Origin of the sequence: Pseudoalteromonas sp. CF6-2 (assembly GCF_021729425.1) — a bacterium.
GTDB classification, from domain to species: domain Bacteria; phylum Pseudomonadota; class Gammaproteobacteria; order Enterobacterales; family Alteromonadaceae; genus Pseudoalteromonas; species Pseudoalteromonas arabiensis.
The window spans coordinates 454,329-467,847 of the sequence record NZ_CP091443.1 but is presented as its reverse complement, the minus strand read 5'-3'; the positions used below and the strand labels follow the sequence as shown (position 1 = coordinate 467,847).

Here is a 13,519-nt window from a genome sequence, read left to right as displayed (position 1 = left end):
AGTCATGACTAAAAATGCTGAGCAAGCATGTGTTGTAAAAGGGTGGCAAGACGCGCCAATTATTGATGAAAGCACCTTAGAGGATGATTTATCACGCCATTTTTACTACACCTTAGGGCGTGACAAAGTCGGCAAGTCACAACTGTATTTATATCATGCGTTAGCATTAACAATACGTGACAGACTGGTGGCTCGCTGCCGTGTTACTAAGCAGCAAATACATGAGCAAAAGCGTCGAAAAACTGCCTATTTATCACTGGAGTTTTTAATGGGACGGGCACTTGGCAATGCAATTTTGAATCTTGATTTAGATGAGCAAGTTGAAAAAGCATTGCAGCAATATTGTACTGAGCTTGAACAAGTTGCAGAAGCTGAACACGATGCAGGGCTTGGTAATGGCGGTTTAGGGCGTCTTGCAGCGTGTTTTTTGGATAGCTGTGCCAGCCTTGCTCTGCCTGTTATTGGTTATGGTATCCGTTACGAATACGGTATGTTTAATCAGGCACTTGAAAATGGTCATCAAGTTGAGCAACCAGATAACTGGCTACGAGAAGGGCATCCGTGGGAATTAAGCGCACCAGAGCAGTCAAAACGGGTTAAATTTTTTGGTCACCTAGACAGCTATACAGATAAACAAGGACGAGTACATCGTCAGTGGCTTGATACCCAAGACGTACTCGCCGTACCTTATGATGTGCCAATTCCTGGCTATAAAAATGACATAGTTAACACCTTGCGTTTGTGGAAGTCAGAAGCCACCGATGAGTTTGATTTAAGTGAGTTCAATGCAGGCAGTTACTCTGAGGCTGTGGCACGTAAGAACTTAGCAGAGCAAATTACCATGGTGCTATATCCCAACGATAGTAGCGAAAACGGTAAAGAGCTGCGCTTACGTCAACAATACTTTTTATCATCGGCCAGTATTCAAGACATCATTGATATTTGGGTTAATCAGTACGGTGAAGACTTTTCTGACTTTGCCGATCATCATGTATTTCAGTTAAACGACACTCACCCTAGTATCGCTGTAGCAGAGCTCATGAGACTACTTGTCGATGATTATGAGCTTGATTGGGATGAAGCGTGGCTAATTACCACAAAAACAATGGCATACACAAACCATACACTGTTACCTGAAGCACTTGAAAAGTGGTCGGTGTCATTATTTTCTCGTTTACTGCCCCGTGTTTTAGAAATTATTTATGAGATTAATGCTCGTTTTCTAGCTGAGGTTGCACAAGCGTGGCCAGGCGATGTTGGCAAACAACAAGCTTTGTCGTTAATTGAAGAAGGTGGCGAGCCGCAAATTCGTATGGCGTATTTAGCGATTGTTGGTAGCTACTCCGTCAATGGTGTAGCAGCCCTGCATACTGAACTATTGAAAGCTGGCTTATTTAATGACTTTTATCAGTTATGGCCTAACAAATTCAATAACAAGACAAATGGTGTAACTCCTCGTCGCTGGCTTGCTCATTGTAACCCTGCGTTAAGCACATTAATTACCAGCAAAATCGGTGATGATTGGGTTGCTGATTTCAGCAAAATTAGCCAGTTACGTCGTTATTACGACGATGAAGCCTTCCACAAACAATGGCAAGCAGTTAAATGCACTAACAAACAGCGTTTAGTTGATTTAGTTAAAGCTCGCTGTGGTGTTGAGTTTGATTCTTCAATGATGTTCGATGTGCAAGTTAAGCGTATTCATGAATACAAACGCCAGCTTTTGAATGTACTGCATATCATTCATTTATATGATCGAATTCGTCAAGGCCACACAGACAATATCGTGCCACGCTGTGTGTTACTTGGTGGCAAAGCAGCACCTGGCTATTACATGGCGAAGAAGATCATTAAGTTAATTAATAACGTCGCTGAGGTTATCAATAAAGATCCACTCGCTCAGCCCTACTTACGTGTTGCGTTTTTGCCTAATTATAATGTCACCGCAATGGAAACTATTTGCCCTGCAACGGATTTATCAGAGCAAATTTCAACAGCAGGTAAAGAAGCATCAGGCACGGGTAATATGAAATTCATGATGAATGGTGCACTGACTATTGGCACATTAGATGGTGCAAACATTGAGATTCGAGATGCGGTTGGTGCAGACAACTTTTTCTTATTTGGTGCCCGCGCAGAACAAATTGACGATATTAAAGCCCATTATAACCCTGAGCAAATTATTCAACAAACTGACAGCTTATATAAGGTGATGCAGCTCATTGAAAGTGGTCATTTTAATCTTTTTGAACCCAATTTATTTGACGACATCATTGCCGCGATTAAAAGCCCACACGATCCTTGGTTAGTCGCCCATGATTTTGCCAGCTTTGTACAAGCGCAAGAACATGTTGAGCAAGCCTATTTAGACACATCACATTGGACCAAAATGAGCATTTTGAATACGGCCGCCAGTGGTATGTTTTCGAGCGATAGAACCATAAGCCAATACAGTGACGACATATGGCATTTGGAACCACTTTTGGATACTCGCACACAGCAACACACAGAAAAAAGTAGCTAACTTAAGACGGAGAGAGTTATGCCAAGTTATGCAAATCGATATATAAGTAGTTTAACAAGAGAAACGTATGCCCTAATTTTAGCGGGTGGGCGAGGTTCACGTTTACACGAATTAACAGATTGGCGAGCGAAACCGGCTGTGTACTTTGGTGGTAAGCATCGAATTATCGACTTCCCATTGTCCAACTGTATAAACTCAGGAATTCGTCGAGTGGGGATTGCTACTCAGTACAAATCACACTCATTAATTCGTCATGTAAATCGTGCTTGGGGGCACTTTAAGAAAGAGCTGGGAGAATCAGTTGAAATACTGCCCGCATCTCAGCGTTATGGTGATGAGTGGTATTGTGGTACTGCGGATGCTGTTTTTCAGAATATGGATATTATTCGCCATGAACTACCTAAGTATGTAATGATTTTGTCTGGGGATCATGTTTACCGTATGGACTATGGCGGCCTGTTAGCTAAGCACGTGGAAACAGGGGCTGATATGACAGTATGCTGCATTGAAGTACCTTGTGAAGAAGCCGCAAATACTTTTGGTGTGATGACAGTTGATGATACTAAACGGGTTCGCCGCTTTGATGAAAAGCCAGCAAACCCGAGCTCTGTGCCTGGCAAACCAGGCACATGTTTGGCATCAATGGGGAATTATGTTTTTAACACCGAGTTTTTATTTGAACAGCTAAAAAAAGATGCTGAAACAGAAGGCTCTGGCCGAGACTTTGGCCACGATATTATTCCTGCCATAATCGAAGAGCATAATGTGTATGCGTATCCATTTAGAGATCCAGGCTTTGAAGGTCAGCCGTATTGGCGCGATGTTGGCACCCTAGACTCGTTTTGGGAAGCCAATATGGAGCTAGTAATGCCTGAACCGCAACTTGATTTATATGACCCAAGTTGGCCTATTTGGACATACCAAGAGCAACTTCCACCTGCTAAATTTATTTTCGATAATGATGACAGGCGCGGTATGGCAGTGGATTCCACTGTTTCAGGTGGGTGTATTATTTCGGGCTCGTTAGTGAGAAAGTCACTGCTGTTTTCGAATGTGCATGTACACTCTTATTGTGAAATAGAACAGTCGGTGATTCTACCCGGTGCAAAAATTCAGCGTAATTGTCGAATTAAACGCGCAATTATCGACCGTAGCTGTGAAATTCCGGCAGGACTGGAAATTGGCTACGATCATAAGGTCGACAAAGAAAATGGCTTTAGGGTATCCAAAAAAGGCATTGTGCTTGTTACCCGCGACATGTTGCATGAACTTGCCAAGAAACTAAAGCAACAAGAGCAGGATAACAAACGTCTTGCTTAATGCCGTGCTCATGCAGTTAGCGCGTATTGCCGTGGCTGCATGATTTAAACATATTCAAAAGGAGTACTGCAAACATGCATGTGTTGATGGTGGCTGCAGAGAATGATGCGTTACCCAATGCCAAAGTAGGTGGCGTTGCTGATGTTGTGAGAGACTGCCCAAAGGCTTTGATTGAAAAAGGCTTAACGGTTGATGTTGTTATACCTGACTATGGTTTCCATTATTTGGAGCGTCAGCACTTAGGCAGTATCTCGGTTTCATTTGCAGGCAAAATAGAGCAATTAGAAGTGTGGCAGCTAGCTCAGTCGGAACAGGGCATAAAGCAACTTGTTATTTCGCATTGGGAATTTAGCCGACATCACGGTGCTGTGTATTGTAATGATGAAATAGGCCGCCCATTTGCAACAGATGCCAGTAAGTTTGCTCTGTTCAATGCGGCAGTCTGTGAGGCTTTATTACAAGGGGTTATTAATACCCCAGATGTATTACACCTACATGATTGGCATAGTGCGTGTGTCGCATTGTTATTAAAAACAGATAAGCGATTTAATCGGTTTTCAAACCTCTTTTTAGCCTACACGGTTCATAATTTAGCGCTACAAGGTATTCGCCCATTTAAGGGGGATAGCTCGAGCTTAGAAGCATGGTTTCCAAGTTTAGGCTACGATGGTCAAACATTGTGTGATCCTCGCTACCCAGATTGTTTTAACCCGATGCGCACAGCGATTAATTTAGTTGATAAAGTTCACTTGGTGTCTCCAACTTATTGCCAAGAGGTCCTTAAAGCAAGCGATGCTGACAATGGTTTTTTTGGTGGCGAAGGATTAGAGCAAGACTTACAGGCGGCTAATAAAGAAGGGCGAGTAGTTGGCATACTCAATGGCTGTGAATACTCAGTCGCAGAGCCTGATAATTGCACACTGGCTAGCCTGTATCAGCATGCCGAGTTGGCATTGTTTCAATGGATGGCAAAAAGTCCGATACTTGACTCAACCCACTACATTGCGCATCAACGGCTTTTACAGTTTAAAACACGTTCCTTTTCAGGCCCATTAGTAACCAGTGTCGGCCGTTTAACGGATCAAAAAGCCTTGCTGTTGCGGCAACCTTATAATCAACATCGTGTTATTGATGAATTGTGTGCTCGTTTAAGTACATACCATGGCTATATGATTATATTGGGCTCCGGTGATGACTCGCTTGAGCAATTAATGACCGCGGCGATGGCACGAAATGCTAACTTATTATATTTAAAAGGGTATGCACACTTAACAGGCGAATACCTGTATCACTTAGGTGATTTATTCTTAATGCCTAGCTCGTTTGAACCATGTGGTATAAGCCAGATGCTAGCGATGCGAGCAGGCCAACCATGTCTTGTTCATAGTGTGGGGGGGCTTAAAGATACAGTCGTTGATTCAGAAAATGGTTTTAGTTTTGAAGGCGCTAATCTTAGCGAGCAAAGTAGTGCACTCATTAATCGTTTTAGTGAGGTATTAGCGTTAAGGGAAACAGATTCTGAGCTGTGGTGTACAATTTGCGAGCGAGCGAAAAGAGCTCGTTTTACTTGGCAGCAAGTCGCCACAAATTATTTATCGGACTTATATCAATAAAAAATGGACTATTATTGGGAATAGGGTGACTTTTGTTTCAATTTCAGTTATTAATTACTTAGTGTTACATAATAAATAAAAAGTAGGTAAAGTGGCTGTATTTGTTGCTAGGCAAGCTGTCTTTAATCGTCGTCAACAAGTTGTCGCCTATGAGTTACTATTTCGTGATAGTGAGAAAAACTGTTTTCCGAATGTTGCTGAAAGTACTGCGACAGCACGACTCATTATGGAAAATCAGCTCAACTTAGGTACACGTCATATTACATCGGGGAAAAAAGCGTTAATTAATATTGGTCCAGAGTCTTTGAAACTGGATTTATGCGCTTTTTTGCCTAACCAAGATGTTGTTATCGAACTGTTGGAAACCATGGAGCCAACAGACGAAAACTACGCTTTTTGTCGTGAACTTTTTCATAATAACTTTAAGCTTGCTCTGGATGATTTCGTTTATCAACCAGAATGGGATCGTTTTTTAAAATTAGTACGATTAATAAAGTTTGATGTAAAACAAACGCCTTTCGAAGAAATTTCTCCTGTCGTCAATAAGCTAAAAAAGCACAAAAAAATAAAACTACTCGCTGAAAAGCTTGAAACAGAAGAAGATTACAAAAAAGCCTATGAAATGGGCTTTGATTTTTTCCAAGGCTATTTTTTTGCAAAACCAACCATGATTCAACAGCGTGACATTAACTATAACTACGCCTTAGTGTTGTCGATTTACGCTGAAGTTATGCGACCTTCACCCGATATTAACGAAGTGGCAGGTTTGTTTTCTCTTGATACAGCCCTTGCCTATAAACTATTGCGACTGATCAACAGTGGTGTTTTTCCAATAAAAAGCAAAATAGGGTCTTTGAAACAGGCACTTGTTTATTTGGGTAATGAACGACTGAAAAAGTTTGTAAGTCTTATAATTACCGCCCATAGTGCGCAATCAAAACCAGCCGAGTTAACTCGGCTTTGTGTTGTTAGGGCACGCTTTTGTGAGTTAATAGCCTTGCAAGTCGCTAAAGAACACACTGGCGAAGCGTTTCTAACAGGTTTGTTTTCTTTGCTGGATGCTATACTTGACCAACCGATGGAAAAGCTGCTTGATAGACTACCTTTTCCTGATGATATCCATGCGGCATTGATGCAGGAAAAGAACATTCTCTACTATATACTTGAGACTGTTAAAGCTTACGAATCAGGCAGTTGGTGGGCATTAGAGCAAGCTGTTGTCTATATTAATATTGATAGTGCAGATCTTCCCAAAATCTATGAAAATGCGGTAAATTGGAGCGATAGCTGTCGGCAAAACTTATAAGTGATTTATGCGCAATATAAATATGGATGTTTTACGGGGTATCGCGGTACTTGGCCTGATGTTTATGAATGCCTATTTTTTCGGTGTTTTTGAATATGGATATGTGCCAAGTCCACAACCACCTTTATCTGATAATATAATTCATACAGCCGATCTCATTTTTATTGATGGGCGATTCAGAACACTCTTTTGCCTGTTATTTGGCGCAGGCTTAGTTATTCAACGGCAGCATCCTCAGTTACGTGATAAACAATATAATCGTTTAAAAATACTTGCCTTTATTGGTCTAGCACATGGTCTTTTACTTTGGGCTGGCGATATTCTATTAATTTATGCGTGTGCAGGTTGGTTAACATTAAAGTTTATTGACCAACCCTATAATCAACAACTAAAGCAAGGCATTGGATTTTTAGCGCTTGGTGCAGTCATTTCATTTTTACTGGCTTTTATTGAACCTGATATGAGCCCCTTAACTCGTGAATCAGATACTTTTGTAGAGGCTTACCAAGACTGGCATTCATCATTTTTTTCTGGGTTTATGAGTAACATACTCATGTTTGTTGTGATGCTAATAGCGCTCCCGCTTATAACATTATGGATGGCAGCGGGTATTATGCTTATTGGTGTTGCACTCTATAAACAAGGCATTTTTGTAAACGGTTTAACGACAAAACAGCTTAACTTTATTTTACCAGCTGCCGTTGGATTTACGCTTTTGAGGTTAATAGTTGAGCCTAGCACAAGCGTTTTAACATATGCTTTAGCTGAGCCATTTAACTGGTTTGCAGCCCTTAGTACTGCTTTACTCTATATTCATTTAATTGTGAAGCTTGTCGGAAATAATAAAAATAAATTTACGGCCTTACAAAATGCAGGTCGTATGTCATTGACCTTATATTTAATGCAAACAGTGATCTTTTTGTTGTGCTTTCGAATTGTATTTCCTTCGTGGGTACTTACCTTTAATCGGATTGATTATTGGCTACTGAGCGTTTTTATTGCCCTGCTTCAACTGAGCTTTTGTGCCTTATATTTACGTTTATTTAAGCATGGTCCATGTGAATATGTATGGCGTAAATTATCGTCATAGTCGCCACTGTGTGTACTACACTTAACTTAAAGAAAATTGTTCGGGGATGTTATGCGGTTTTGGATAATTAGCTTACTAATGTTATGCACAATGCCACTTTGCGCAGTCGAGCAATTTAATGTGTTATTTGTAAATCCATCCATTAAAGAAGAACCATTTTGGCAAAAAGTGACCGACGTAATGCAGGCGGCTGCAAAGCAAACTAATGTCGATTTGGATATTATCTATGGCGGGGCGAATCGCCATATTCAACTGGAAGAACTCAAGCAATACCTCAAATACAATGCGACACCTGATTATGTTGTCTTAATTAACTATCCAGGTGGCGCTGAGCAGTCGATGAGCTTGTTAGAAAAACACAAAGTTAAGTTTATTACCCTAGAAGAAACTATTCTAGGGGCTGAGAGAGAGCAAGTCGGTGAGCCAAAACAGCATTTTAAATATTGGTTAGGCGAAGTGTATCACGACAACTTTAAAGCCGGTGAACAACTTGGCAAAGCCCTGCTAGACAGTGCTGAAAATGCAGGTCAAACAGCGCATTTTGTTGCTATTAATGGCCACTATGGCACTGAATCTGACACGCGTAGTAACGGCTTAAAGCACTTTTTAAAAAATCAGCAAGTTGAGCTAGAGCAGGTGGTGTATGCTAATTGGAACAAAACTGAAGCTACCGATAAAGTGCGTAGGCTATTACATCGCTACCCCCAGACAAACGTTATTTGGTGTGCCTCTGACTTAATGGCGCTTGGTGCACTGGATGCTGTTAAAGAGAAAAATAATAAACAGTACTTTATTGGTGGTATGGACTGGCTTGATGATAACTTAAGACTGATTGAACAAGGACGATTAACCGCAAGTGCCGGTGGGCATTTTATGATGGGTGCATGGGCATTAATAAGTCTGGTCGATCATCACAATGGTCACTCATATTGGACAAATAATAATTCTATAAAGTTTTTATTAGGTGTGATCACCAATCAAAACGTAAACGATTATAATTGGATAAGAGACATCGAAGATTGGTCTGCGGTTCCCTTTGACGCATTTTTGCTCAGCGGTTCAAATAAAACTGCCTATCAGCTCGATTTTGAGCGGCTGCATTCCTTATTGTTGCAAAAAAACGCCAATGTGGCTTTTAAGGAATCCGCTTTTTAACCGGCCTTTATTGCGTCTGGTTTGCCTAAGCGTTCTGGTATAAACTAGCGGCTTTACCATTCCAATAGAAGTACGTTATGACACAGTTAAAGCGGTTAAATAAATTTATCAGTGAAACAGGGTTCTGTTCACGTCGCGAGGCCGATAAATATATTGAAGAAGGTCGCGTAACGGTTAACGGCAATTTACCTGAAATGGGCGTTAAAGTCAGTGACTCCGACGACGTACTTATCGATGGCAAAGCACTCAAAGCAAAGCCTAAACTTGTTTATATCGCTTACAACAAACCCGTGGGGATAACTTGTACCACAGAACGTAAAATTCAAAGTAATATTGTAAAAGCAGTAAACTATCCTGAGCGAATTTTTCCTATTGGTCGTTTAGATCGTCCATCCGAAGGGTTAATATTTCTAACTAACGAAGGTGACATCGTTAACAAGATTTTGCGCGCGGGTAATAATCACGAAAAAGAATACGTCGTCACCGTTGATAAACCGTTAAACCGCCAATTTGTAAATAAAATGGCAAATGGTATTCCCATCCTCGATACGGTGACAAAGAAATGTAAAGTCAAACAAACTGGCCCTCAGCAATTTACGATTGTATTGACACAAGGGCTCAACCGCCAAATTCGCCGCATGTGTGAATACCTAGGCTATGAAGTTGTGACTCTAAAACGCACGCGCATCATGAATGTGACGTTAAAAGGCTTGAAAGTAGGCCAATGGCGTCACCTGACAGAACAAGAAATGGCTGAAATTAATAACTCCATTGCAAATTCAGGTAAAACTGAAGAACGTTCCATAGATGAAAACAAACAGCAAACCAAACCTTCGCCAAAACCTCGTGCAGAAAACGATAAAAAGCGCGACTTTTCGAAATACGTAAAAAAAGCGCGTACAGACTCAAAACAAACGAAAACTCATTCTGCAAAAAACACGCAAACAAAGCGAAGTAGTACTAAACGAGCAGGCACATTGAGTCTTAAAAAATAGCTAATAACATAAAGCGTATTTAGCTTCGAATTCAGAACTAACTAAAAAATTTCTAACTATTTTTTAGCGGCAAATAAAGTTAGGTGGACATTTACAATTTAAAGCCCATCTAATCAATACCAGATGGGCTAACATTAATTAAAAAGTAGCTCGTACGCTAAGTGCGTAAATACGGTCGGTCGTAAAGCTTAGGGCATCTGTGCGGGTGCCTGCTTGGTCCATTTGATATTCTGTTTTAGTTTCTGTGTCGAGTAAATTACTTGCTTCGAAACCAATTTTCCAATGTTCATTCAACGTGTAGTAAACACTCGCATCCATCATGCCTGCTGGTTTTACATAGGCTGGCACGTACTCTTCTGACTCTCTTAAGGTCAACAGGTATTCTGAGCGCCAAGTATAAGCTAAACGAAACGAAATGTTTTCGTACTCGTACATACCGACAATATTCATGTTTTGGTCTGAATAGCCTTGAAGTGGCAAACCACTAAATACACGGAATGTATTTCGGTTGTCAGTGATTGGGTTACCGTTTTCATCAAACCCGAGTGTGCCGGTTGATACTTCATTGGGATCTTCTAAGCCGTTTTGGTCGATGTAGGTGTAGTTAAATTGTAAACCAAGTCCGCTCCATGCACCTGGCAGCATATCGTAAAATTGAGAGTAAGCGAATTCAGCACCACGAATAGTACCAGAACCTGTATTGGCTGGTCCGTAAGCCGAAATTGCATAGTCTTCGCCATTGAAGTTTGCATTTAAATCAAATGCACGGCTGCGAATTATGTCGTCGAGTCGTTTATGGAATAAACCAACAGTAACGTAACCGGCAGGGGCAAAATACCACTCAGCAGAAAGGTCTGTATTGATTGACTTTTCAGGTTTTAAATTGGGGTTGCCAGATAGGGCTGTCAGTTCAATATCATCTAAAGCTACAACAGGATTATTAACTTCGTCATAATCAGCGCCAGGGGTTTGTAAGCGGCGAGTATAATCAAGGTTTACGATGTTTATATTTCGGGTATCAATCAGGTTGGGAAAGTAAAGTGCTTTAGAGGCACCAAAACGAATAACCACATCATCTGTTAATGCCACGCTAAAGTTAAAACTTGGTAGAACAGTACTGTAATCAGTGCCTTCGACAGTACTTAAAGTAGACTCCCCAGTTGCAATATCGTAGTAGCGTTTATATTCAGGTTGTTGCATCACTTCATTTAGTGAGGTGCCAGGCTCGCCACGCTTTATTTCCATGGGTTGTACAAATGCACCGGTTGACTCTAATTGGTAGTTCACGTAACGCAGGCCTACATTACCCACAACTGGTAGGTCTTGAACGAGAAAATCAAAGTCTGCACGCACATAAAACTCGCTACGTTTTTCATTGGTTGAGCTAATATTATGAGCTGCAAACGGACCTTCAACACGGTTAGGTTTGTCTTCATAAGGCACATAGGTACCACTGCAAACACCGTTATTAGCTGCGCTATTGGTAGCATTATGCCAACCATCTTGGCAGCCTTGACGAAGTGAGTCAGCGTAATTTTTTACCAGATCCATACTAGGGAAAAGGAAGCTATTCACATCGCCTTGCAGTACTTGGCCATGATAGTAGTCTGAGAAATCAACACGCTCGAACAGTTCGGGGCGGTTAATAGCTGCTGCAGCATTTCGGTCTGCTTGTATCCATGGCGTGCCGATTGCCGACCAGCCTTCATAAGCAGTATCGCGTACCGTTAGGTCTTTATCTGAGTAATAGGCACCAGCTTGCACACTGGTAAAGCTGCCATCAAGTTCGTATTTAAAATCTAATTTATAGCTGTTTGCTTTAGCGGTATTGTGCTCTTCTTGCTCCATACCACTTCCTAGAAAAGTATTCGGAACGGGTCCGTCCCAATCTTCATTGGGTGACCAGCCCGCAGTTAAAATATTATTACTTAAAAATTCAACGCTTGGTCTTGAGCCTCGTGTATCAAGGTAATAAGGAAGTACCGCATGAACATGATTACCGCGAGTTTGTGCCGACATACTGTAGTTATGAACTACTTTTTCAGAATCGACGTGCTGATAGTCAAACTCCATGCTTAATCTGTCTGTCGGTTTGAGCTTTAAATTAAATGAAGTGTCTTCAACGGTATTTTCATTATGGTTCCAGCGACTACGGTAAAAGAATGGGGTTTCAGGGCTAACACCAAGTACAATTCCCGACGTAACAAAGTTATCGTCTACTGTGAGCGGGTAGCCATTCTCGCTATCATCTTGCCAGTTTTGAGAAGATCCCATGAAGCCTTTAAAACCTTGTGCGGCCTGACCCAATTGTCTTTCATTCCATTCTAAAGAAGCTTTTGAACGAATATGCTCAGCGGTTGCAATAATTGTGTCATCACTATTTGCCCATTGAAAAGAGGTTGTTAAGCCTTTTCTTTTGCGATCATTTTCTGCTGTGCTCATATGAATAGCTACCGGTACATGCCACGTGCTACCAGCAGGTTGTCCTGGCAGTGCAGGGCCATCTACGGGTGAATTTGGATCAACCCCCGTAATACCACCCCATTGGTCAAGAGTCGGCACAAATGAGTCACCACGAGAGTGGTAGTTTCCTAAGCCAACACCGTCACCACGGGTTTTATATTCACTCGATGAAGCCGCGATTAAGAAACCAAATTTACCTGCTTGTGTTTCCCAGTTATCTGAAAATAGCGCAGAGAAAGAGGGTGTGGTTTCTTCTCTAAAATCGCCATAATTTGCTTTGGCATTAAATGATATTAACTGCTCAGTTGAATCAAAAGGTTTTCTGGTAATGAGGTTTACGGTACCCGCAACGCCACCTGCTGTTAGGTCGGCGGTTTGGTTTTTTACAACTTCCACTGCGCCTAATAACTCCGCAGGAAAGTCTTCATAGCTTAGCCCGCCAGAAGAGTTCGCGCTAAATGCATCTCTGCCATTGACCTCAGAACGAACACGGTCTAGGCCACGAACAAGTACGCCAGTTCCTTCATCAGCATAATGTTTAGGATCGTCTGAAGACGCAAATCGTTCGATGGTTACCCCAGGAACACGTTGTAATGCTTCTGTAACCGATTTGTCAGGTAGCGCACCAATATCCGACGCGGTTATGACATCTTTAACCGTGTCTGCGTAACGTTTAAGGTTTTGCGCACTAAAAATGCTTCCCTTGATACCAGAAACCTCTATTACTTCCATTTGCTCATCTTTTTCATTAATGACATCGCTGTCATTTTGTGGCGCGTTTTGCGCAAAAACAGACAATGAGCTCAGGCTCAATAGAGCGGTAGAAACGGCAAGGCTAAGCTTGGTGCGTTTATTACAGTAAGTAGTTATGTTGTTCTGAAATGCCGACATGTTTATAGTCCTTTGATTTTTATTATATTTACTTTGTTGCACGGTAACGATTTTAGGCATAACTACAGACTATGCCTGTCTGTGAAAAAAATGCGATACTAAGTAACATTGTTTTTATATTCACCTGTTAATTTTTAACATAAATTTCAAAAAAGTAAATGT

General features: G+C 41.3%; 8 protein-coding genes. 7 read left to right on the top strand and 1 reads right to left on the bottom strand.

Features of this window, described 5'->3' with window-relative positions:
- Window positions 1-4 precede the first annotated feature (4 nt).
- The 7 genes from L3Q70_RS18800 (at window position 5) to rluF (ending at window position 10,003) form a co-directional block, all read left to right on the top strand.
- The gene (locus L3Q70_RS18800; protein WP_062567098.1) at window positions 5-2,524 is read left to right on the top strand and encodes a glycogen/starch/alpha-glucan phosphorylase; all 2,520 of its coding nucleotides are present in this window, start codon (window positions 5-7) and stop codon (window positions 2,522-2,524) included.
- Between the two features lie 18 nt (window positions 2,525-2,542).
- Complete coding sequence (gene glgC / locus L3Q70_RS18795) at window positions 2,543-3,844, top strand: glucose-1-phosphate adenylyltransferase (RefSeq protein ID WP_237115310.1); 1,302 nt, start codon at window positions 2,543-2,545, stop codon at window positions 3,842-3,844.
- 74 nt (window positions 3,845-3,918) lie between these two features.
- Window positions 3,919-5,457: a glycogen/starch synthase gene (locus L3Q70_RS18790; protein WP_237115309.1), complete on the top strand. Its 1,539-nt coding sequence runs from the start codon at window positions 3,919-3,921 to the stop codon at window positions 5,455-5,457.
- Window positions 5,458-5,548: 91 nt separating this feature from the next.
- Window positions 5,549-6,763, top strand: a complete 1,215-nt coding sequence (locus tag L3Q70_RS18785) for an HDOD domain-containing protein (RefSeq protein WP_237115308.1) — start codon at window positions 5,549-5,551, stop codon at window positions 6,761-6,763.
- 7 nt (window positions 6,764-6,770) lie between these two features.
- Window positions 6,771-7,853: a DUF418 domain-containing protein gene (locus L3Q70_RS18780; protein ID WP_237115307.1), complete on the top strand. Its 1,083-nt coding sequence runs from the start codon at window positions 6,771-6,773 to the stop codon at window positions 7,851-7,853.
- A gap of 51 nt (window positions 7,854-7,904) precedes the next feature.
- Window positions 7,905-9,008 (top strand): ABC transporter substrate-binding protein, encoded by a 1,104-nt coding sequence (locus tag L3Q70_RS18775; RefSeq protein ID WP_237115306.1) that lies wholly within the window; start codon window positions 7,905-7,907, stop codon window positions 9,006-9,008.
- A 77-nt stretch (window positions 9,009-9,085) separates the two neighbouring features.
- Window positions 9,086-10,003 carry a 23S rRNA pseudouridine(2604) synthase RluF gene (rluF, locus tag L3Q70_RS18770; protein ID WP_237115305.1) on the top strand — a complete coding sequence of 306 codons (918 nt, stop codon included), beginning with the start codon at window positions 9,086-9,088 and terminating at the stop codon, window positions 10,001-10,003.
- 138 nt (window positions 10,004-10,141) lie between these two features.
- On the opposite strand, the gene L3Q70_RS18765 is transcribed toward rluF, so the two are convergent.
- On the bottom strand, window positions 10,142-13,357 hold the full coding sequence (locus tag L3Q70_RS18765; RefSeq protein WP_237115304.1) for a TonB-dependent receptor: 3,216 nt from the start codon (window positions 13,355-13,357) through the stop codon (window positions 10,142-10,144).
- Between the last annotated feature and the right edge of the window lie 162 nt (window positions 13,358-13,519).